The sequence below is a fragment of the Thiobacillus sp. genome, assembly GCF_018780105.1.
GTDB lineage: Bacteria > Pseudomonadota > Gammaproteobacteria > Burkholderiales > Thiobacillaceae > Thiobacillus.
Genome location: NZ_JADMKC010000018.1, coordinates 237711 through 259358 on the forward strand (window position 1 = coordinate 237711; position 21648 = coordinate 259358).

Annotated in this window: 23 protein-coding genes; 20 read left to right on the forward strand and 3 right to left on the reverse strand. The window is 64.6% G+C overall.

Going from position 1 to position 21648, the window contains the following annotated elements; translation table 11 throughout:
* Nucleotides 1-5 precede the first annotated feature (5 nt).
* From IV098_RS11350 to IV098_RS11425, 16 genes are all read left to right on the forward strand, one after another.
* Nucleotides 6-1274, forward strand: a complete 1269-nt coding sequence (locus tag IV098_RS11350) for a 2Fe-2S iron-sulfur cluster-binding protein (protein WP_296889181.1) — start codon at nucleotides 6-8, stop codon at nucleotides 1272-1274.
* The gene (locus IV098_RS11355; protein WP_296889183.1) at nucleotides 1275-1865 is read left to right on the forward strand and encodes a hypothetical protein; all 591 of its coding nucleotides are present in this window, start codon (nucleotides 1275-1277) and stop codon (nucleotides 1863-1865) included.
* On the forward strand, nucleotides 1862-2581 hold the full coding sequence (locus IV098_RS11360) for a cytochrome c3 family protein (protein WP_296889184.1): 720 nt from the start codon (nucleotides 1862-1864) through the stop codon (nucleotides 2579-2581). The genes IV098_RS11355 and IV098_RS11360 overlap by 4 nt, the downstream gene beginning before the upstream one ends.
* 450 nt (nucleotides 2582-3031) lie before the next feature.
* On the forward strand, nucleotides 3032-3157 hold the full coding sequence (locus tag IV098_RS11365) for a hypothetical protein (RefSeq protein ID WP_296889186.1): 126 nt from the start codon (nucleotides 3032-3034) through the stop codon (nucleotides 3155-3157).
* Between the two features lie 50 nt (nucleotides 3158-3207).
* Complete coding sequence (locus tag IV098_RS11370) at nucleotides 3208-4728, forward strand: bifunctional aminoglycoside phosphotransferase/ATP-binding protein (RefSeq protein ID WP_296889189.1); 1521 nt, start codon at nucleotides 3208-3210, stop codon at nucleotides 4726-4728.
* Nucleotides 4729-4747: 19 nt separating this feature from the next.
* The gene (locus tag IV098_RS11375) at nucleotides 4748-5869 is read left to right on the forward strand and encodes a 4Fe-4S dicluster domain-containing protein (protein ID WP_296889191.1); all 1122 of its coding nucleotides are present in this window, start codon (nucleotides 4748-4750) and stop codon (nucleotides 5867-5869) included.
* Nucleotides 5866-6717: an FAD/NAD(P)-binding protein gene (locus IV098_RS11380; RefSeq protein ID WP_296889193.1), complete on the forward strand. Its 852-nt coding sequence runs from the start codon at nucleotides 5866-5868 to the stop codon at nucleotides 6715-6717. Before IV098_RS11375 ends, IV098_RS11380 begins: the two co-directional genes overlap by 4 nt.
* A 175-nt stretch (nucleotides 6718-6892) precedes the next feature.
* A complete protein-coding gene (locus tag IV098_RS11385) occupies nucleotides 6893-7687 on the forward strand; it encodes a sulfhydrogenase subunit delta (protein WP_296889195.1) in 795 nt (264 codons plus the stop codon).
* Nucleotides 7680-8981: a Ni/Fe hydrogenase subunit alpha gene (locus tag IV098_RS11390; RefSeq protein WP_296889197.1), complete on the forward strand. Its 1302-nt coding sequence runs from the start codon at nucleotides 7680-7682 to the stop codon at nucleotides 8979-8981. Before IV098_RS11385 ends, IV098_RS11390 begins: the two co-directional genes overlap by 8 nt.
* Complete coding sequence (locus tag IV098_RS11395) at nucleotides 8978-9427, forward strand: hydrogenase maturation protease (RefSeq protein ID WP_296889199.1); 450 nt, start codon at nucleotides 8978-8980, stop codon at nucleotides 9425-9427. The genes IV098_RS11390 and IV098_RS11395 overlap by 4 nt, the downstream gene beginning before the upstream one ends.
* Nucleotides 9428-9519: 92 nt before the next feature.
* A complete protein-coding gene (locus tag IV098_RS11400; protein ID WP_296889202.1) occupies nucleotides 9520-12315 on the forward strand; it encodes a monovalent cation/H+ antiporter subunit A in 2796 nt (931 codons plus the stop codon).
* Nucleotides 12315-12656, forward strand: coding sequence for a Na+/H+ antiporter subunit C (locus IV098_RS11405; protein WP_296889204.1), 342 nt, complete (start codon nucleotides 12315-12317; stop codon nucleotides 12654-12656). The genes IV098_RS11400 and IV098_RS11405 overlap by 1 nt, the downstream gene beginning before the upstream one ends.
* The gene (locus IV098_RS11410) at nucleotides 12653-14185 is read left to right on the forward strand and encodes a monovalent cation/H+ antiporter subunit D (protein ID WP_296889206.1); all 1533 of its coding nucleotides are present in this window, start codon (nucleotides 12653-12655) and stop codon (nucleotides 14183-14185) included. The genes IV098_RS11405 and IV098_RS11410 overlap by 4 nt, the downstream gene beginning before the upstream one ends.
* On the forward strand, nucleotides 14182-14685 hold the full coding sequence (locus IV098_RS11415) for a Na+/H+ antiporter subunit E (protein ID WP_296889208.1): 504 nt from the start codon (nucleotides 14182-14184) through the stop codon (nucleotides 14683-14685). The genes IV098_RS11410 and IV098_RS11415 overlap by 4 nt, the downstream gene beginning before the upstream one ends.
* Complete coding sequence (locus tag IV098_RS11420; protein WP_296889210.1) at nucleotides 14679-14948, forward strand: K+/H+ antiporter subunit F; 270 nt, start codon at nucleotides 14679-14681, stop codon at nucleotides 14946-14948. Before IV098_RS11415 ends, IV098_RS11420 begins: the two co-directional genes overlap by 7 nt.
* A 13-nt stretch (nucleotides 14949-14961) precedes the next feature.
* Complete coding sequence (locus IV098_RS11425; RefSeq protein WP_296889211.1) at nucleotides 14962-15312, forward strand: Na+/H+ antiporter subunit G; 351 nt, start codon at nucleotides 14962-14964, stop codon at nucleotides 15310-15312.
* Nucleotides 15313-15318: 6 nt separating this feature from the next.
* On the opposite strand, the gene IV098_RS11430 is transcribed toward IV098_RS11425, so the two are convergent.
* From IV098_RS11430 to trxB, 3 genes are read right to left on the reverse strand one after another with little or no spacing between them, the layout of a single operon-like run.
* Nucleotides 15319-15774, reverse strand: a complete 456-nt coding sequence (locus tag IV098_RS11430) for a peroxiredoxin (RefSeq protein WP_296889213.1) — start codon at nucleotides 15772-15774, stop codon at nucleotides 15319-15321.
* Nucleotides 15775-15796: 22 nt separating this feature from the next.
* A complete protein-coding gene (locus tag IV098_RS11435; RefSeq protein WP_296889216.1) occupies nucleotides 15797-16477 on the reverse strand; it encodes a Smr/MutS family protein in 681 nt (226 codons plus the stop codon).
* Between the two features lie 30 nt (nucleotides 16478-16507).
* Nucleotides 16508-17464, reverse strand: a complete 957-nt coding sequence (trxB, locus tag IV098_RS11440; RefSeq protein WP_296889218.1) for a thioredoxin-disulfide reductase — start codon at nucleotides 17462-17464, stop codon at nucleotides 16508-16510.
* Between the two features lie 159 nt (nucleotides 17465-17623).
* On the opposite strand from trxB, the gene IV098_RS11445 reads away from it, so the two are divergent.
* The 4 genes from IV098_RS11445 to thpR are packed head-to-tail and all read left to right on the forward strand — an operon-like array spanning nucleotide 17624 to nucleotide 21641.
* The gene (locus IV098_RS11445) at nucleotides 17624-19897 is read left to right on the forward strand and encodes a DNA translocase FtsK (protein ID WP_296889220.1); all 2274 of its coding nucleotides are present in this window, start codon (nucleotides 17624-17626) and stop codon (nucleotides 19895-19897) included.
* Nucleotides 19894-20595, forward strand: a complete 702-nt coding sequence (ispD, locus tag IV098_RS11450; protein ID WP_296889222.1) for a 2-C-methyl-D-erythritol 4-phosphate cytidylyltransferase — start codon at nucleotides 19894-19896, stop codon at nucleotides 20593-20595. The genes IV098_RS11445 and ispD overlap by 4 nt, the downstream gene beginning before the upstream one ends.
* Nucleotides 20588-21070: a 2-C-methyl-D-erythritol 2,4-cyclodiphosphate synthase gene (ispF, locus tag IV098_RS11455; RefSeq protein ID WP_296889225.1), complete on the forward strand. Its 483-nt coding sequence runs from the start codon at nucleotides 20588-20590 to the stop codon at nucleotides 21068-21070. The genes ispD and ispF overlap by 8 nt, the downstream gene beginning before the upstream one ends.
* On the forward strand, nucleotides 21063-21641 hold the full coding sequence (gene thpR / locus IV098_RS11460; RefSeq protein WP_296889227.1) for an RNA 2',3'-cyclic phosphodiesterase: 579 nt from the start codon (nucleotides 21063-21065) through the stop codon (nucleotides 21639-21641). Before ispF ends, thpR begins: the two co-directional genes overlap by 8 nt.
* Nucleotides 21642-21648 lie beyond the last annotated feature (7 nt).

Below are 21648 nucleotides of genomic sequence, written 5' to 3' on the forward strand. Positions count from 1 at the left end.
GACTTATGACCTCTCTCAGCTTGCTGCTTTGGATTATTCTCGGCATCGCCTTGCAGGTAGGGTTGTTCTTGGGTATCAGCTTTTGGCAGCACTGGCAGACCTACAGTCGGCTCAAGCACGGACAGCCCGAAGCAGACGAATCGATACCCGCGGTCAATCTGCCAAAGGCGGAAGTGGCTGGCTGGTCAGGATTTCGCCCTTTCAAGGTTGCTCGACGCGTTATAGAAGACACCGCAGGGCAAATTTGTTCTTTCTACCTGGAGCCAGAGGATAGACAGGCGCTTCAGTCATACAAGCCCGGCCAGTTCCTGACCTTCCGGTTGGATGTTCCCAAGGCCGACGGCAGCGGCACCGAGCAGATCACTCGCTGCTACTCTCTGTCGGACGCCCCCCAAACAGACTCTTACCGCGTTTCGGTCAAGCGGGTGCCCGCCCCGCCGAGGTGCGATCATCCCCCAGGTCGCTCCTCGAATTTTTTCCATGACCACATTCAGGTCGGTGCGACACTTCAAATCCGTGCCCCCTCTGGACATTTCTATCTCGAACCGGGCAGCAGCCCCGTCATTCTGATTGCTGGCGGCATCGGTATCACGCCCATGCTCAGCATGCTCAACTGGTGCCAGACGCATCAACCCGAGCGCGAAGTCTGGTTCTTCTATGGTGTGCGCAACAGCAAGGAAACCGCTTTTGCATCACATCTGTGTGCAATCGCCGCTGCCAGACCCAACGTCCATCTGCGCTTGTGCTTCAGCGACCCACTGCCGGAAGATCAACTGGGCAAAGATTTCCATCACCACGGGCGAGTGGATGTGAATCTGTTCCGGATAGAATTGCCGCTGAAGCCATACCATTACTACATCTGTGGGCCCACGCCGATGATGGAAACCCTGGTGGCGGCGCTGGAGGACTGGGGCGTGCCCGATTCACACATCCACTTCGAAGCCTTCGGTCCCGCGTCCATCAAGCGTCGCAAACCGGAGACCGCCGCTACCGAGAGTGCCATTGCAGCCCCTGCAAGCGACATCATGGTGACCTTCGCCAAATCGGGCAAACAGGCCCGGTGGTCACCGCAGTCGGGCAGCCTGCTGGAATTCGCAGAATCCCAGGGGATTGCCATCGATTCAGGCTGCCGCGCCGGGGGCTGCGGCACCTGCCAAACCACGATAAGATCCGGCGAGGTGTCCTATCGGCAATCTCCGGACTACGACCCCGAACCTGGTACCTGCCTGATGTGCGTCAGTATTCCCAAGACCCACGTGACGCTGGAGGCCTGAATGACGACACCCGGCACAGCCTCTCTCTGGCGCAACCATATCCTGCCTTTCACGCTATTAGTGACCCTGCTCGGGATGGCGACCGTCATCGGCGACTACCTGCTCCATCGTCTCGATCTGGTCTGGGTGGGCCGCTATCTCGGCATCCCCGGAACCTTGCTGATCATCGGATCGCTGACCTATTCCCTGCGCAAGCGGAAAGTCATCACGACCGGGAACGTCAAATCCTGGCTCAGCATGCACGAGATCGGCACCTGGCTGGGTTCCTGGATGGTGCTTCTGCACGCTGGGGTGCATTTCAATGCCATCCTGCCGTGGCTGGCCACGATCGCCATGGGCGTCAACGTCATCAGCGGCATGGTCGGCAAGATGCTACTGAAACGCTCGCGCGAACATGTCCAGGCCCAGCGCGAACATTACCAGTTGCGCGGGTTGTCCAAGGCTGAGGTCGAGCAGGAAGTGTTCTGGGAGTCGGTGACCTTTGACGCCATGGTCAAGTGGCGCAAGGTACATATTCCGATCTTCATTGCCTTTGCGGTGCTGGCTCTGGGACACATCGTCAGCATCTTCCTGTTCTGGGGATGGCGATGAGTAAAATCCTCAAGATCGTTCTGGCGGCCAACCTGATCGTCCTGGCCATACTGGCCTTTGTCTATCCCCACTTGATGGTCGGCCCCGGCAAGTTGATTTCCGGCCACAGCAAGCTAGAAACGGACTGTTTTGCCTGCCACGCACCGTTTTCAGGAGCTACGACCGAACGCTGCACGACCTGTCACAAGCCGGAAGAGATCGGCAAGCTCACGACCCTTGGGCAGCCGATCCAGAAACCGCTCACCAGCACGCCATTCCATCAGAAGCTCGTGAAGCAAGATTGCCTTGCGTGCCACAGTGATCACGCCGGAGTGAAACGCTTCCGTATCGCAGGCCGGTTCAACCATGCCTTGCTCCAGGCAGATGCCCGAAAGGAATGTCAGTCCTGCCACAAGTCACCCAAAGATTCTCTACACGAGCAGATCACCGGGAATTGCAGCCAGTGCCATACCCAGGAGAAATGGGTACCCGCGACCTTCGATCACGACAAGTATTTCGTTCTGGATCGTGATCACGATGTGAAATGCGCAACTTGTCACGTGCGTAACGACTACAGCCGCTACACCTGCTACGGCTGCCATGAGCACTCGCCGGAGAAGATCCGGCGCGAGCACATCGAAGAAGGAATTCGAGACTTCAAGAACTGCGTTGAATGCCACCGCAGCGCCAATGAGGACGACATCCGGATGCCAGGGCGCGGGCGAGAGGGCGATTAAGGATATGGCAGGGAACAGTATGGCGACACTGATTGTGGTAGATGGCTGACCTTGAAAAGGCGATGACGTGAATGGCTGGAGTGGCCAAGGAGCAGAAGCTGGTCATAACTAGCATGACCGACCGTTGAGGGTAGAAAGAGTGAGTTGGCATTTTCGACAAGCGGTCGTTCCGATTTATCGCTGCTGATTTTTCGTTGTCAATGGTCAAACGGCGGCAATGCGAAGTCGAGCGGCCGACCAAATAGCAATCCACTAATGAGCGTTCAGGCCGAAGAGCTGACCCATAGCCAAGGAAGTTGGACTTCCGCTCCTTGCCGAACCCACCCGGCATCATGCCGGATGCGGCGTTTCCGGCCACCTCAACAAACAGCGGGGCGCCAAACGAACGGGACATTGCTATTCTTGGATTGGACGCGTCTTGTCTGAGAACCCATTTACGCTGGAGATTCGATGCCCTCACTCAACATCCTCCCCGACCCCGGCGTGACCGATTCGAAAATCGTGATCGACAAACAACCCAGCGAGGATGTCTGCATCGCGCTGCGCAACGCCTTCGATGCCGCAGACGGCAGCTGAAAGATGACGCGCGCCAACTGTAAGGACACGCGCACGAGATGACCGCCGACATGAACACGATGCTGGAAGCGCTGGGCGACCCCGCCTGCTACGACCACCCGGTGGATCAGGTGCAGCGTATCGAAACGCATATCTCCCACGTCCTGCTCACCGGGGAATTCGCCTACAAGATCAAGAAGCCGCTGAATCTCGGCTTTCTCGATTTCAGCAGCCTCGACCAGCGCCTGCATGCCTGCCGCGAAGAGATTCGACTCAACCGGCGGTTGGCGCCGGCCATCTATCTTGACGTTGTGCCGATCACCGGATCGCCCGCCGCGCCACACATCAACGGCAGCGGCGAAGCGTTCGAATACGCCGTGAAAATGCGCCAGTTCCCGCCCGACGCCACGCTCGACCGGCTGGACGCGCAAGGCGGCATGACGGCGCGGCAGGTCGAAGCCATCGCGGAAACCGTTGCCCGCTTCCATCTGCAGGACTGCGCGCGCGCCGGAACGGACAGTCCGTGGGGCAGCCCGGACGCCGTCTGGCAGCCGGTGGCGCAGAACTTCCTGCAGATCGCACCGCGGCTTGAAGACCCTGACGACCGCCGGCTACTCGACGGGCTGCAGCGCTGGAGCGAGGCCGAGCACGCCAGGCTGACGCCGCTGATGGCCGCGCGCAAACGCGACGGCTTCATCCGCGAATGCCACGGCGATCTGCATCTGGGCAATCTGGCCTGGGTCGACGATCAGCTGCTGGTGTTCGACTGCCTCGAATTCAATCCCGAATTGCGCTGGATCGACGTCGTCTCCGAAGTCGCCTTCTGCTACATGGATCTGCTGCAGCGCGGCCACCCGGATTGGGCCTGGCTGTTTCTTAATCTCTGGCTGGAAAAAACGGGTGACCACAGCGGTTTGGCGTTGCTGCGCTATTACGCGGTGTATCGTGCCTTGGTGCGCGCCAAGGTCGCCGTGCTGCGCGCCGAGCAGACCTGCGGAGCGGATCACGACGCAGCGCTGAACGACGCCCACGTGCTGCTGCAGCTGGCGACGACGCTGACGCGTCCCCTGCCCCTGCGGCTCGACATCACGCATGGCCTGTCGGGTTCGGGCAAGACCACCAGCACTCAAAAATTGATGCAGATCCCGGGCGCGATCCGCCTGCGTTCCGACGTCGAGCGCAAACGCCTGGCCGGCCTCGATGCCCTGGCCCGCAGCAGCTCGGGGATCGGCGATCGACTCTATGCGGCCGACGCAACCCGCCGCACCTATGAATACCTTGCCCGGCTGAGCGGCGACCTGCTCGACGCCGGCTGGCCGGTCATAGTCGACGCCACCTTCATCGCCCGCTGGCAACGCGACCTGTTACGCGAACAGGCGCAGTCGCGCGGCGTGGCCTTTCATATTCTCGATTTCCAGGTTGCCGTCGCCATCCTGCGCGAGCGGATTCTCAAGCGCACGCAGCTTGGCAACGATGCCTCGGATGCCGATCTCGCCGTGCTGCAGCATCAGCTCGACACCGAAGAGCCGCTCGCTATCGACGAACAGGCCGCCATTGTCAGCATCGATGCGAGTGAACCTATACTGCGATAGTCGAAGCCGAATTCACCCTATGACTTCCCTGTCCGATCACGCCGGATTTCTGCCGCTGGCACAGCTGCCGTCGCTGGTCGCCCAGCTGATGGCGCACGGTTATCAATGCCTGGGACCGGCGCTGGAAAACGACGCCATCGTGATGCGCGAACTCGCCACGGCCGACAGCCTGCCGCGCGGGCTGCAGGCCGAACAGGCCCCCGGACGCTACCGACTGACGCAGGACCCGCAGCAGCGCTACTTCGCCTGGGCCAACGGCCCGCAGGCGATCAAGCCGCAGGCCTTTGCGCCGCAGGAATCGCTGTGGCGGGTGGAACGCGATGCAGCGGGCGCGCTGACGTTTGCGGCCGTTCTGCCGGCGGTGCGGCCGCAGGCCATCATCGGTGTACGCGCCTGCGATCTGGCCGCGCTGGCCCTGCAGGATGCGCATTTCATGCGTGCGGGCCGGCGCGACGCGCAGTACGCGCAGCGGCGCGAGCAGCTGTTCCTGGTGGCGGTGCAATGCGCCGAGCCGGCGGCGACGTGCTTTTGCGCCTCCACCGGCGATGGCCCGACGCCGACCGCGGGCTACGACATTAGCCTGGCGGAACTCGCCGATGGCTTCATTACCGTGGCAGGCAGCGCGAAGGGCGCAGCCGTGCTCCAGGCGCTGGCGCTGGCGCCCGCCACGCCGCAGCAGATCGAAACGGCCCGCCAGCAGGGCGAGGCCGCAGCAGCAGCCCAGACACGCACGCTACCCAGCCACACACTGCGCGACAGTTTGATGAGCCAACTGGAACATCCGCGTTGGGACGAAGTGGCAGCGCGCTGCCTCGCCTGCGGCAACTGCACCGCGGTCTGTCCCACCTGCTTCTGCCACGCCGAGCTCGACGAGCCGGCCCTGGACGGCCTGTCGAGCGAACATGGCCGGATCTGGGATTCGTGCTTCGGCGAATCTCACGGCCACCTGCACGGCTTCAACGTGCGACCCGATATCCGCAGCCGCTACCGCCAGTGGCTGACCCACAAGCTCGCCACCTGGCACGACCAGTTCGGCCGCAGCGGCTGCGTCGGCTGCGGCCGCTGCATCGCCTGGTGCCCGGTGGGAATCGACCTGACCGCAGAAGTGGCCGCGTTGACCGCCAGCGAGGTGCCGTCATGAACGCCATGCCGCACCCGGTCCACGCCGGCCCGCCGCACGCTGCCACCGTGGTGGCGCGCACCCAGGAATCGCCCGGCATCTTCACCCTGCAGTTGCGCCTCGACGACGCCGCGGCGCAGGCGGCATACCGCTTCGCCCCCGGCCAGTTCAACATGCTGTACCTCTACGGTGTCGGCGAGGTGCCGATTTCCATCATGTCCGACCCGGAAGAACGCGATGTCATCGGCCACACCATCCGTGCCCAGGGACGCGTCACCCAGGGCTTGGCGGCGCTGCAACCCGGTGACACGTTGGGCCTGCGCGGACCATTCGGGCGCGGCTGGCCATTGCAGGAAATGGGCGGCCGCGATGTCGTGCTGGTCACCGGCGGGCTCGGCTGCGCGCCCGTGGTGTCAGTGATCCATTACGTGCTGCGACGCCGCGAACGCTTCGGCAAGCTGGTCATCATCCAGGGTGTGAAACACGCCGAAGACCTGATCTGGCGCGAGCAGTACGACCGCTGGGCCAAACTGCCGGACACCCAGGTGCTGGTGGCGGCGAACGAGGGCGCGGCGCTGTGGCCCTGGCACGTCGGGCGGGTGACCGAGCTGTTCAGCCTCGCCCGCTTCAACCCCGAGCGCGCCGTGGCGATGATGTGCGGGCCCGAAGGCATGATGCGCGCCGCAGCGGACAGTCTGCTGGCGCGCGGCCTGCCCGAATCGCACCTCTACCTGAGCATGGAGCGCAACATGCAATGCGCGGTGGGACGCTGCGGCCATTGCCAGTTCGGCGGCGCGTTCGTCTGCCGCGACGGCCCGGTGTTCGACTGGGGCCAGGTCAAGACGCTGCTGGCGCACCGGGGCTACTGATGAAACCCAATCATCCATTAGCCCGTCATTCCGGCGAAAGCCGGAATCCAGTTCCGAGGAGAACCCCGCGAAGCGGACACAACGACCATGTTGTCCGCTTGCGCGGTGGATTTTTAACAGGCTGGATTCCGGCTTTCGCCGGAATGACGTGGCTCTGCTTTATGGATCACCCCGGATGAACGCATCGACGATCAAACCGCGCGTGGCGGTGCACAAGTTCAGCTCCTGCGACGGCTGCCAGCTGGCTCTGCTCAATCTCGGCGAGGACCTGCTGACGCTGGCCGAACGCGTCGAGCTGGTGCATTTTGCCGAAGCCGGCCCGCTGAACCCGGACACCGACGTCGACATCGCCTTCGTCGAAGGCAGCGTGTCGACGCCGGAAGACCTCGAACGCATCCAGCACGTCCGCGCCCACAGCCGCATGCTGATCGCCATCGGCGCCTGCGCCACCTCGGGCGGCATCCAGGGCCTGCGCAACAACGCCGACGGCGCGCAGTGGATCGCGCAGATCTACAGCCATCCCGAAGCCATTGCCAGCCTGCAGCATTCCACCCCGATCGCACGCCACGTCAAAGTCGATTTCGAGTTGTGGGGCTGCCCGGTCAACAGCCGGCAGATGCTGGCGGTGGTGAACGCCCTGCTGCTCGGCGTGGCGCCGCGCGACAACGCCGACAAGGTATGCACCGAGTGCAAGCGCCACGGCTATCCCTGCGTGATGGTGACGCGCGGCATCCCGTGCATGGGCCCGGTGACGCGGGCCGGCTGCGGCGCGCTGTGCCCGGGCCTCGGCCGCGACTGCTACGGCTGCTACGGCCCGGCAGAAAGCGCCAACACCGACGCGCTGGCGGCACAGTTCGCGCATCTGGGGCTGACACCGCAGGCCGTCGCGCAGCGCTTCCAGTCGATCAACAGCCAGGCGCCGGTGTTTCTCGCTGCCGCCGGCAAGGCCAGGACGATCCGCGATGAGTGAACAGAATCGAACGGTGGCGATCCACGTCCCGGTGCTCGCGCGGGTGGAAGGCGAAGGCGCGCTCGATCTGCGTATCGAGGACGGCAACATCACGCAGCTGCGCCTGCGCATCTTCGAGCCGCCGCGCTTCTTCGAGAAGTTTCTCGAAGGCCGCCACTACAGCGAAATCCCCGATCTGGTGGCGCGCATTTGCGGCATCTGCCCGGTGGCGTATCAAGTCACCGCCGCGCAGGCGCTGGAAAAACTGTTCGGCGTCGAACTCAGCCCCTGGGCGCAGGCCATGCGCCGGGTGTTCTACTGCGGCGAATGGATCCAGAGCCACAGCCTGCACATCCACCTGCTGGCCGCGCCGGATTTCTTCGGCTGCGGCAACGCCATCGAACTGGCGAAGATCGCGCCCGACGAAGTGCGCCGCGGCCTGCGTATCCAGGCGCTCGGCAACGAGTTGATGGACCTGTTCGGCGCCCGTTCGGTGCATCCGGTCGGCGTGCGCATCGGCGGTTTCCATGCCGCGCCTGCGCTGTCCCGCATCCGCGACCTGCGCGACAAGCTGCGCGCCGCGCTGCCGGAGGCCGAAGCACTGGTGCGCTGGGCAGCACGGATCCCGATGCCGCCCGACGATCAGGCCTTCGTCTCGGTCGCGATGCGGCACCCGACCGCTTACGCCATCGAAACCGGCGCCATCGCCGCCAGCGACGGATTGCTGATCGAAGCCGACGCCTACGACGCCCACTTCGCCGAGCAGCACGAACCGCATTCCACTGCGTTGTTCAGCACCTATCATCAGCAGCCCTATCTGGTCGGCCCGCTGGCGCGGCTGAATCTCAACCACGACCGCCTGCCTGTCAGCATCCAGACATTGCTCGCCGAAACGGGCTTCACGCTGCCGAGCCGCAATCTCTTCCACAGCCTGCTGGCGCGCGCGGTGGAAATCCTGCTGGCGCTGCAGGAAGCGGCACGCCTGCTCGACGACTACACGCTGCCGGATTCGCCCTGGGCGCCGGTCACCCCGCGTGCCGGCGTGGCCACCGGCTGCACCGAAGCGCCGCGCGGCCTGCTGTGGCATCGCTACGAGATGGACGCCGACGGCCGCGTGGTCAACGCGCGCATCGTGCCGCCGACCAGCCAGAACCAGGGTCGCATCGAGCAGGACTTGCGACTGTCGCTGCTCAACTTCGGGCTCGACCACCCGGACGATGCGCTGCGCCTGCACTGCGAAAAAGTCATTCGCAACTACGACCCCTGTATTTCCTGCGCCACGCATTTTCTGCGGCTGAACGTCGAGCGGACGTGAGCACGCTGCGCATCCTCGGCATCGGTTCGCCCTCGGGCGACGACCAGGCTGGCTGGCTGACGGTCGATGCCTTGCTGGCGGCCGGAGTTCAATCCACAGTAGTGGATATTCAAAAGCTGGACCGACCCGGCGCAAGTCTCGTCGGCCTGCTGGGCGATGCCGACCGGGTGATCCTGATCGATGCGATGCAATCGGATGGCGCCGTTGGCCGCATCCGGCATTTTGCTGTGGATGACTGGCCTGCCTACCGCCACGGATTGTCCAGCCACGGCCTTGGCGTGCTCGACGCCCTGGCGCTGGCGCGCGAACTCGGCAGCCTGCCGTCGCGGATCGATTTGTACGGAATCGAAATCGGTTCGGCGAACCCGGGGGCGCTGGCCGACCGGCGCATCGAGGCCGCCGCGCAGCAACTCGCCCAGCAGATTGCCGACGATCTGACCGCCTGACATCCGGCTTGACGCATCTGCCCACACGCACGCCACGTTAGAATGGCTGCGTCTTCCGGCCACAAACCGGTTCAACTCCCGCCCCCCGATCGATGACGCTGTTTTTTGCCGTACTGATCCCCTTTGTGGGCGCAGCGCTGGTTGCGCTGGCATCCCGTCTCGGACGTTCGCAATCCGCGTGGGCGACAGGCGCGGTGACGCTGGCGTCGCTGGCGCTGCTGGCCCCGCTGTTCGCCGTGCCGTTCGACGGCGACACCCTGGTGCAGCAACACGACTGGTTGCCCGCGCTGGGGCTCAACCTCGCCTTCCGCCTCGACGGCCTCGCCATGCTGTTCGCCGGACTGATCCTCGGCATCGGCCTGCTGATCGTGCTGTACGCGCGCTATTACCTGTCCGAACGCGACAGCATGGGGCGCTTCTACAGCTACCTGATGCTGTTCATGGGCTCGATGCTCGGCATCGTGCTGTCGGAAAACCTGATCCAGCTGCTGATCTTCTGGGAGCTGACCAGCCTGTCGTCCTTCCTCCTGATCAGTTACTGGCAGCACCGCGAGGAAGCGCGCCAGGGTGCGCGCATGGCGCTGGCCGTCACCGGCATGGGCGGTTTCGCCCTGCTGGGTGGTTTCCTGCTGCTCGGTCACATCGTGGGCAGCTACGAGTTGTCCGTCGTGCTCGCCTCCGGCGACCTGATCCGCGCGCATCCGCTCTATGTTCCGACCCTGGTGCTGGTGCTGCTCGGCGTGTTCACCAAGTCGGCGCAGTTCCCTTTCCACTTCTGGCTGCCGCACGCGATGGCCGCGCCTACCCCGGTCTCGGCCTACTTGCATTCGGCGACCATGGTGAAGGCCGGCGTGTTCCTGCTGGCACGACTGTATCCGGCGCTGTCGGGCACGTCGGAATGGTTCTGGCTGGTCAGCGGAACCGGGTTGGCCACCTTGCTGATCGGCGCCTTCGTCGCGCTGTTCAAGCACGATCTCAAGGGCCTGCTGGCGTATTCGACCATCAGCCATCTTGGCCTCATCACCCTGCTGTTCGGCCTATCGACGCCGCTCGCCGCGGTCGCCGGCGTGTTCCACATCATCAACCACGCCACGTTCAAGGCCTCGCTGTTCATGGCGGCCGGCATCATCGACCACGAGGCCGGCACCCGCGACATGCGGCGGCTCAATGGTTTGTGGAAATTCATGCCCTACACCGCGACGCTGGCGATGGTGGCCGCCGCCGCGATGGCGGGCGTGCCGCTGATGAACGGCTTTCTGTCCAAGGAAATGTTCTTCGCCGAGGCCATGCAGATTTCCGCCGGTCATGTCGGCGGCTGGCTGCTGCCGGCCCTGGTGACGCTGGCCGGGGCGTTTGCGGTGGCGTACTCGATCCGCTTCATCCACGACGTGTTCTTCAACGGCGAACCCATCAACTTGCCGAAAACGCCGCACGAACCGCCGCGCTGGATGAAGGTGCCGGTGGAAATCCTGGTGGTGCTGTGCCTGATGGTCGGCATTGCACCGGCGCTCACCGTTGCGCCATTGCTGGCGGTGGCCGCATCCGCCACCTTGCAGGCGCCACTGCCCGCATATCACCTGGCGCTGTGGCACGGCTTCAATCCGGCGCTGGCCATGAGCCTGACCGCCATGGCGGGCGGCATCGCGATCTATCTGCTGCGCCGTCCGCTGTTTGCGCTGCACGCGCGCAGGCTCGATCGTCTCGACGCCCGTGTGGTGTACAACTTTCTGCTCGACGCCTTGTTTGCACTGTCCAGCCGGATCACGCGCCTCATCGATACCGGTTCGCTGCAACGGCAAGTGTTCCTGTTGCTGCTCGCCGCGCTCGTGCTCGGTTTCTCGCCCTGGCCCGGCAGCGCTACGCCGCTCACCGGCATGCGGGCCGGCCTGCCGCTCGACGCCGTCAGCCTGCTGGCCGGCGCCGCGCTCATCGTGGCCGCGCTCACGACCGTCTGGCTGCAGCGTCAGCGTTTCCTTGCGCTGATCACTATCGGCGTGGTCGGACTGGTGGTGTCGCTCACCTTCGTCAAATTCTCGGCGCCCGACCTCGCGCTGACCCAGCTGTCGGTCGAGATCGTCACCATCATCCTGCTGCTGCTGGCGCTGTATTTCCTGCCGCAACAGACTGCGCGCGAACGTGATTGGCGGATCTGGCGCGATGGCGTGACCGCGCTGCTGGCAGGCAGCGCCGCCGCGCTGCTGGCTTGGGCCGTGCTGAGCCGGCCTTACGACACCATCGCGGGTTATTTCATCGAACACAGTCTACCGGGCGGCGGCGGCAGGAACGTGGTCAACGTCATCCTGGTCGATTTCCGCGGCTACGACACGCTGGGCGAAATTACCGTACTGGCGCTGGCCGCACTGGGCATCCATGCCTTGCTGGAAAACCTGCGCCTCGATGCGCCCGACCGCGACGCCGCCGGGCGCGCCTGGAACCGCGACCTCTATCCCCTGATCATGGCCACGCTCACCCAGCTGCTGCTGCCGCTTGCGCTGCTGGTGGCAGTCTTCATCCTGCTGCGCGGCCACAACCAGCCGGGGGGCGGTTTCATCGCCGGCCTGGTGACCGCCGTGGCGCTGATCGTGCAGTACCTCGCACGCGGCAACGCGTGGATGCACGCGCGCCTGGCGGGCGCCCCCCAGCCGGTGATCGCGGCCGGGCTGGCCCTGGCCACGCTGACCGGGCTGGCGAGCTGGGCCTTCGGCCATCCCTTCCTCACCTCCACTTTTGGCCATCTGCATGGACCGCTCGTGGGCGATTTCGAACTGGCCTCGGCGATGGCGTTCGACCTCGGCGTCTTCCTCGTCGTGGTCGGCGTCACCCTGCTGATCCTGGTCCAGATCGGCGCGCTGCACGACAGCCGGATCAATCGAAAGCCGGTGCCCTGATGGAAGCGCTGATCGCCCTCATCATCGGCGTCCTCACCGCCTGCGGCGTGTTCCTCGCGCTGCGCGGCCAGACCTTCCCCGTCGTGCTCGGGCTCACCTTCATGTCCTATGCAGTGAACCTGTTCCTGTTCGCCATGGGCCGGCTCGCCATCGGCGTCCCGCCGGTGATTGCCGATGGCGCACGCTACACCGATCCGCTGCCGCAGGCGCTGGTGCTCACCGCCATCGTCATCAGCTTCGGCATGACCGCGTTCGTCATCGTGCTGGCGCTGAAGGCGCGCGCCGAACTCGGCAACGATCATGTCGACGGCACACACTACGACGAGGACGGCCCGCGATGAATGGCCTGACGATGCATTGGCCGATTCTGCCGGTGCTGCTGCCGCTGCTTGCCGGCATCGTGCTGCTGATGCTGCGCAATCGCAGCCTGACATTGCAACGCGGCGTCAGCGTCGCCGCCACCCTGGCGCTGATTCCGCTGGCGATTGCGCTGATGCAGACCGCAGGCGATGGCACCCAGCTCGTCTACAAGCTGGGCAACTGGGATGCGCCGTTCGGCATCGTGCTGGTGGTCGACCGCCTTGCCGCCTGGATGCTCATGGCGACGGCGCTGGTGGCGCTGTTCGCCTTGCTGCACGCCAGCCAGGGCATCGATACCGAAGGGCGATATTTCCACGTGTTGTACCAGTTGCAGTTGTTCGGCCTGAACGGCGCATTCCTCACCGGCGACCTGTTCAACCTGTTCGTGTTTTTCGAAATCCTGCTGCTGGCCTCCTACGGCCTGCTGCTGCACGGCGGCGGCCGCCTGCGCGTCAAGGCCGGGCTGCATTTCGTGGTGATCAACCTGGCCGGCTCGACCCTGTTCCTGTTCGCCGTCGGCACGCTGTACGGCGTCACCGGCACGCTCAACATGGCCGACCTCACGGTCAAGCTGGCACGCACCCCGCCCGGAAATCTGGCGCTGGTCGAGACGGCGGGCCTGCTGCTGTTTGCCGTGTTCGCGCTGAAGGCGGCGCTGCTGCCCTTCCATCTGTGGCTGCCCGCGGCCTACGCGCACACCAGTGCGTCGGTGGCGGCCCTGTTCGCCATCATGACCAAGGTCGGCGCCTACAGCATCCTGCGCGTCTACAGCCTGATGTTCGGCGACGCTGCCGGCCCGGTCGCCCAACTGCTCGACGCCTGGCTGGCGCCGCTGGCGCTCGCCACGCTGACGCTCGGCATGCTCGGCGTGGTGGCCAGCACCTCGCTGCGGCAACAAACCGCCTACCTGGTGGTGGCCTCGATCGGCAGCCTGCTGCTGGCCTTTGGTCTCGGTACGCGCGACGCCATCGCCGCCGGCCTGTATTACCTGCCGCACTCAACCTTCGCCGCGGCGGCGCTGTTCCTGCTGGCCGATTCGATCAGCCGGGCGCGCGGCGAATTCGCCGACCGCTTCGAACCGGGCTTCGCCATGCCGGGCGCGCGCGTGCTGGGTGGCCTGTTTTTCGTGCTTGCCGTAGCGCTTGCGGGGCTGCCGCCGCTGTCGGGTTTTCTCGGCAAATTCATGCTGCTGAAGGCCGCGCTGGATTCGCCGCTGTTGCCCTGGGTGTGGGGGGTGGTGCTCGTCACCGGCCTGGTTGGCATGATCGCGCTCGCGCGCAGCGGCAGTCTGCTGTTCTACCGCACACTCGGCGCCAACGATGCGACACCCGCACCAACCGCACCAACCGCGCCGACCTGGGCCGCGCTGGCGCCCGTTGCCGGCCTGTTGTTGCTGCTCATCGGCATGGTGATCTGGGCGGGACCGTTGTCCGGCTACGCAAGCGCCACGGCGGCGCAACTGCTGCAACCCCATCTCTACATCGGCGCAGTGCTGGGAACGACGCCATGAGACGCCTGCTGCCGCATCCCCTGCTGAGCCTCACCCTCGCCCTGCTGTGGCTGCTGCTGGTCAACCAGCTTTCCGCCGGCCACGTCGTGCTGGGTGGGCTGCTCGGCTGGCTGATCCCTTTCGCCACCTCGGCTTTCTGGCTGGAGCCGGTGCGTATCCGCCATCCGCTCACCCTGCTGCACTATCTCGGCATCCTGATTCTCGACATCGTGCACGGCAGCTTCCATGTCGCGTACCTGATTCTGCGGGGACCAGCCCGGCTGCGCCCGGTATTCGTCGAGGTGCCGCTGGCGCTCGAAACCCCGCTCGCCATCAGCCTGCTGGCCAATACCATTTCGCTGACTCCGGGCACGGTGTCGGCGCTGCTGAGCGGGGATCGCCGCACGCTGATCGTTCACGCACTGGATACCGATGACGGCGACGCGCTCGTCAGAAAAATCAAGCAGCGCTACGAGGCGCCGCTCAAGAAGATATTTGAAGAAGGAAACGACCGATGCTGAGCACTGCCCTCCAGATCGCGTTTGCGCTGGTGAGCCTGGCTTTTCTGCTCAGCTTCTGGCGGCTGCTGAAAGGTCCCGACGCGCCCGATCGCATCCTCGCGCTCGACACGCTCTACGTGAACACCCTCGCGCTACTGGTGCTGCTCGGCATCCACCGCGGCAGCGCCCTCTATTTCGAGGCGGCGCTGCTGATCGCCATGATGGGCTTCGTCGGCACGGTGGCGCTCTGCAAGTATCTGCTGCGCGGCGACATCATCGAATGAGGCCCGGGCAATCATGACCGAGATCCTGCTTTCCCTGCTGATCCTTGCCGGCGCGATGTTCACCTTCATCGGTTCGCTCGGCCTGGCCCGCTTGCGCGATTTCTACACGCGCCTGCACGGCCCCACCAAGGCCACCACGCTGGGGCTCGGCTGCCTGCTGATCGCCTCCGCCGTGTATTTCAGCGTGCACGAAGCAGGCATCAGCCTGCACGAGGTGCTGGTCAGCCTGTTCCTGTTCATCACCGCACCGGTCAGTGCGCACCTGCTCGCCAAGGCCGCACTACACCTCAAGCTCAAGTCGCTTGTCCCGACGCCGGCGCCGGACAACGACAGCCCGGCCCCTGAGCGCAACCGCGCTGATTAGTCGGCCTTAAAGCGTTTGCACGAAGGCCAACACTTCCGCCGCGTGTCCCGGCGCTTTGAGGCCGCGCCAGCTTTTCACCTGCTTGCCCTCCGCATCGAACACGAAGGTGCTGCGCTCGACACCGCGCACCTGCTTGCCGTACATGTTCTTCAACTTCATCACGCCGAACAGCTCGCAGGCCTTTTCCTCGGTATCGGCCAGCAACTCGAAGGGGAATTCGAACTTGGCCTTGAATTTTTCGTGCGAAGCCAGGCTGTCGCGCGAAACGCCGACGACCGTGGTGTTGGCCTTGGCGAAGTCGGCATGCAGGTCGCGAAACTCCTGGCCTTCCAGCGTGCAGCCTGGGGTGTCGTCCTTGGGGTAGAAGTAGACGACGACGTTGCGACCGCGCTGTGCGGACAGTTTGAAGGCGGTATTGCCGGTTGCCGGCAATTCGAAATCGGAGATAACGGGGTCGCTCATGGCGTGCCTTTTCTGGATGAATTTAACGGGTGGAGGATTTGAGCAGGACGACGACCGCACCGGCGCCGCCATCGACGGTGCGTGCCTGACAGAACGCGAGCACGTCCTCGCGCTGCATCAGCCAGTGGCGCACCTTGTTTTTCAGTACGGGCAGACGGTTTTTCGAGCCGTGGCCCTTGCCGTGGATGATGCGCACGCAGCGCCGGTCTTCGAGCATGCAGCGGTTGAGGAACTCCGCCAGCGCCACGCGCGCCTCGTCGCCGCTGTGGCCGTGCAGGTCGAGCTCGGCCTTGATGACCCAGCCGCCGCGCCGCAGTTTGCGCATCGCGGCGGTGGGGATGCCGGGGCGCGCAAAAAACAGCTCCTCGCCGGTGGCTACGGCGGCATCCCAGTCCCACGGATCGGCCAGCGCGTCGACCAGGACTTGCCGCTCGTCGGCCTGTCTCTGGTGGGCGACCGGCTTGGGCAGCGGGTGCCTGATCTCGGCGCGATCGGAAGGGGGCAAGGGAACCGCATCGGCGACAGCACGGCGAAACAGCATGGCGCCATCCGCCGGAGCTTTGGGTTTATGCGGTGCCTGCTGACGCGCTTTCGGCGCGGCGGCCTGCTCGTGCAGCTCGTGCAGCTCGTGCAGCTCGCGGCGCACGCGTGCCAGCGCCTCGAACGAGGCGGCGGCAAGGGAACTGCCGCTGGCGCGCTTCATCCTGCAATGCCCGCTGCCGGCGTGCCGTGATCAGGCCTTGCCGAGCGCGTCGAGGTAGCGTTCGGCGTCGAGCGCGGCCATGCAGCCGGTGCCGGCGCTGGTGACGGCCTGGCGGTAGATGTGGTCCTGCACGTCGCCGGCCGCGAAAACGCCTTCGATATTGGTGGCGGTGGCGTTGCCCTTGTTGCCGCCCTTCGTCACGATGTAGCCGCCTTCGAGATCGATCTGGCCTTCGAAAATGGCGGTATTCGGCTTGTGGCCGATGGCGACGAAGACGCCGGTGAGCGCGATGTCTTTCGTGCTGCCATCCTTGGTGCTCTTGATGCGCATGCCGGTAACGCCGGTCTTGTCGCCCAGCACCTCGTCCAGGGTGTTGTCAGTGGCCAGCGTGATCTTGCCTTCCTTGACCTTGTCCATCAGATGGCTGACGAGGATTTTCTCGGCCTTGAAGGAGTCGCGGCGATGCACCAGGGTGACGTGTTTTGCGATGTTGGCCAGATACAGCGCTTCCTCGACCGCGGTGTTGCCGCCGCCGATGACCGCCACATCCTGGTTCTTGTAGAAGAAGCCGTCGCAGGTGGCGCAGCCCGACACGCCCTTGCCCATGAAGGCCTGCTCCGACGGCAGCCCGAGGTACATGGCCGAGGCGCCGGTCGCGATGATGAGCGCATCGCAGGTGTAGGTGCCGGAATCGCCGATCAGGGTGAAGGGCTTCTCGGTCAGCTTCGCGGTGTGGATCTGGTCGAAAATGATTTCGGTGTTGAAGCGCTTGGCATGACGCTCGAAACGATCCATCAGCTCGGGACCCTGCACGCCGTCGACATCGGCCGGCCAGTTGTCGACTTCGGTGGTGGTCATCAGCTGGCCGCCCTGTTGCATGCCGGTGATGACGACCGGGGACAGGTTGGCGCGCGCAGCGTACACAGCGGCGGAGTAGCCGGCAGGGCCGGAACCGAGGATAACGAGTTTGTGGTGTGCGGTGCTCATGGCAGGTCTCGGGTGAGGTGGGGAAAGCGGGCTATTCTAACCAATCTTGGCAACGGCATTTCCATGCTGCCTGTCGGGGTTGCCCGCCCGGCAGGCCGCCCCGTTTATAATCGGGCGCACATTTGCCCATTTCAAGTACCCCAAGTACCCCACGTATCCATGGCGCGTCCCGCTCCCCGTCCGACCCAGCCTCTGTCGCCCCGCATGCAACGCCTGTTGCGCGAAGCCCGCGCCCTTCTGGTGGGGTTCGCTGCGCTGCTGCTCGCGGCGATTCTACTTACCTACAATCTCGCTGACCCTAGCTTTAGCACAACTGGTGATGGTGGGGAGATACATAACCTTGGTGGTCCTTTTGGCGCCAAAGTCTCAGATGTACTTTTATTGGTGTTCGGATTGTCGGCCTGGTGGTGGGTGGTGCTGGCCGCGGCCTATGTGATCCATACCTTTCGCAATCTGGACGAGCCGTTGCTGGACAAAGGCCGTCAGCGCTGGGTGCGGCTCGGCGGCTTCCTGCTGCTGCTGCTGGCCAGCACGGGGGTCGAATGGCTGCGCACCTGGCACTGGTCGGTGGCGCTGCCGGATGCCCACGGCGGCGTGCTAGGACTCGGCATCGGCGGCGCGGCCGGCGCCCTGCTGGGTTTTACCGGCGGCTCGCTGATCCTGCTACTGCTGATGGCGCTGGGCTTCAGCCTGTTCACCGGTGTGTCGTGGCTCAGTATGGCCGAACGCACCGGCGAGTGGGCCGAAACCACTTACCTCAAGCTGCGCGAAGCCTGGCAGGCGTCGCACGACCGCAAGCTGGGCGAGGCGGCATTACTGAAGCGCGAAGCCAAGGTTTCAGTCGTCAAGAAGAAACTCGAAGAAGCGGCGCCGATCCGCATCGAGCCTGTGGTGAAGGAAGTGCCGCAATCTGCACGCGCCGTGACCGAAAAGCAGGCGCCGCTATTCTCCAATCTGCCCGATTCGCCGCTGCCACCTCTGCACCTGCTCGACCCCGCCGACGAAGTGGTCGAAACCGCCAGCCCCGAATCGCTCGAATTCACCTCGCTGATGATCGAACGCAAGCTGGCCGAATTCGGCGTCGAGGTCAAAGTGGTGTCGGCCTCGCCCGGCCCGGTCATCACCCGCTACGAAATCGAGCCGGCGGTCGGCGTCAAAGGCAGCCAGATCGTCAATCTGTCGAAGGACCTGGCGCGCAACCTGTCGGTCATCAGCATCCGCGTGGTCGAAGCCATCCCCGGCAAGCACACGATGGGACTGGAGATTCCCAACGTCAAACGGCAGATCGTGCGGCTGTCCGAGATTCTCGGCTCCACCGCCTATCACGACAGCGCCAGCCCGCTGACCGTGACGCTGGGCAAGGACATCGCCGGCAACCCGGTGGTGGCGGATCTCGGCAAGATGCCGCATCTGCTGGTGGCGGGTACCACCGGATCGGGCAAGTCGGTCGGTGTCAACGCCATGATCCTGTCGCTGGTCTACAAAGCCGACCCGTCTGCCGTGCGCATGATCATGGTCGACCCCAAGATGCTGGAACTGTCGATCTACGAGGGCATCCCGCATCTGCTGGCGCCCGTGGTCACCGACATGAAGCAGGCCGCTGCCGCGCTCAACTGGTGCGTGGGCGAAATGGAGCGGCGCTACAAGCTGCTGTCCGCCGTGGGCGTGCGCAATCTCGCCGGCTACAACCAGAAAGTCCGCGATGCCAAAAAGGCCGGCACGCCGTTGACGCATCCGTTCAGCCTGACGCCGGACAATCCAGAGCCGCTGGAAACCCTGCCGATGATCGTGGTGATGATCGACGAACTCGCCGACCTGATGATGGTGGTCGGCAAAAAAGTCGAAGAACTGATCGCGCGCCTGGCGCAGAAGGCGCGTGCCGCGGGCATCCATTTGATTCTGGCGACGCAGCGGCCGTCGGTCGACGTCATCACCGGCCTGATCAAGGCCAACATCCCGACCCGCATCGCGTTCCAGGTCTCGAGCAAGATCGATTCGCGCACGATTCTCGACCAGATGGGTGCCGAAGCCCTGCTGGGACAGGGCGACATGCTCTACCTGCCGCCCGGCACCGGGCTGCCGCAACGGGTGCATGGTGCGTTCGTATCGGACGCCGAGGTGCACCGCGTGGTCGATTACCTGAAGTCGCTGGGCGAACCGGACTACATCGAAGGCATGCTCGACTCGCCCGAGGAATCCGGCGAAGGCGGCGCCGAATTCGGCGAAGCGGCGGAAGCCGACCCGCTCTACGACCAGGCCGTCGCGTATGTCCTGAAAACCCGCCGTGCCTCGATTTCCTCGGTGCAACGGCAATTACGCATTGGTTATAACCGCGCCGCGCGCATGATCGAAGACATGGAGCGCGCCGGCCTGGTGTCGTCCATGCAGTCGAACGGCAACCGCGACGTGCTGGCACCCGGAGGTGACGCTTGAAGTTTTACGCATTGATACCCGCTGCGGGCAGCGGCTCGCGCATGGGCGGGAGCATTGAAAAGCAGTACATGTCACTCAATTCGGTTCCGATGATCGCGCACGCCATGATGGTACTGGCACGCGAGCCCCGCATTACCAAGCTGTTTGTCGTGCTCTCACCTACCGACAAGCGCTGGAACAACTACGCGTGGCAAGGCTGGGAAGAACGCATCGAAGTGCTGCGCTGCGGCGGCGCTACCCGCGCCGAAACGGTGCTGAACGGCCTCGATGCCATCGCCCAAGTCTGCGCTGCCGACGACTGGGTACTGGTGCACGATGCCGCGCGTCCCTGCCTGCCGGACGAATTGCTGGGCAAGCTGCTGGATGAAGTCGCCGACGACCCGGTCGGCGGCCTGCTCGCGGTGCCGGTGGCCGACACCCTGAAACGTGCTGCAGCCGACACGCGCTCCGGTGCACGCGCCGAAGCCACCGTTCCGCGCGCGGGGCTATGGCAGGCGCAGACGCCGCAAATGTTCCGCCACGGCAAATTGACCGAAGCGCTACGCGCCGCCGGCGGCGACATGACAGACGAGGCCTCGGCCATTGAGCAACTCGGCCTGCAGCCGCTCCTGATCGAGTCCGACAGCCGCAACCTCAAGGTCACCTACCCGCAGGATCTGGAACTGGCGGGCCTGATTCTGGGGAAGCTGAATGAGTGACCTCCGCATCGGCCACGGCTTCGACGTCCATGCCCTGGTTGAAAACCGCAAGCTCATCGTCGGCGGCGTCGAGATTCCCTACGACCGCGGCCTTGCCGGACATTCCGACGCCGACGTGCTGCTGCATGCGATTTGCGATGCGCTGCTCGGTGCAGCAGGTCTCGGCGACATCGGCCGCCATTTCCCCGATACCAGTGCCGAATTCAAGGGCATCGACAGCCGCATCCTGCTGCGCCGCGTGACCGAACAACTCCAACAGCGCCGCTGGCGTGTCGGCAACGTCGACGCCACGATCATTGCCCAGGCGCCCAAAATGGCGTCGCATATCGCACGCATGACCGCGCACATCGCCGACGATCTCGGCGTTGCCATCGACCGCGTCAACGTCAAGGCCACCACCACTGAAAAGCTCGGCTTCACCGGGCGCGGCGAAGGCATCGCCGCCGAAGCGGTGTGCCTGATCGAGCGTGACTGAATCCGGGCTGGCTGAAACCGGCCTGATTGAATCGGGCCCGGCCAAGCCTGCGACGCGACGACTATTCTTTGCCCTGTGGCCGGACGACGCCACCCGCAACGCACTTAACCGGACCGGCAAGTGGCTGCACCAACATTGGGGTGGCCGCCGCATGCGCGCCGACACGCTACATCTCACCCTGGTCTTCCTTGGCGAGCTTCCTGCCGCACAGATCGACGCCTTGCTGCAAAGCATCCAGGACATTCCCATCGGCGCGTTCGAACTCAACCTCGATCAAACCGGCCACTGGCCGCACAACCGGATTGGCTGGCTGGGCTTGAGCCAGCCCTCGCAAACGCTTGAAAGCCTAGTGCGGGCCCTGCGCGATCAATTACGCACGCTGGACATCCCTTTCGACGCCCGCCCGCACACCCCGCATATCACCCTGCTGCGCAAGGCGCCGGGCGGTGCGGCACCTGAATGTCTGCCGGTTAACTGGGGGGTCGATCGGTTTGTGCTGGTGGCGTCAAATCCGCAAGCGGATGGCGCACATTACGATGTGCTGCAGACGTGGCGTCTCGCGACGCAATAGCGCAGAA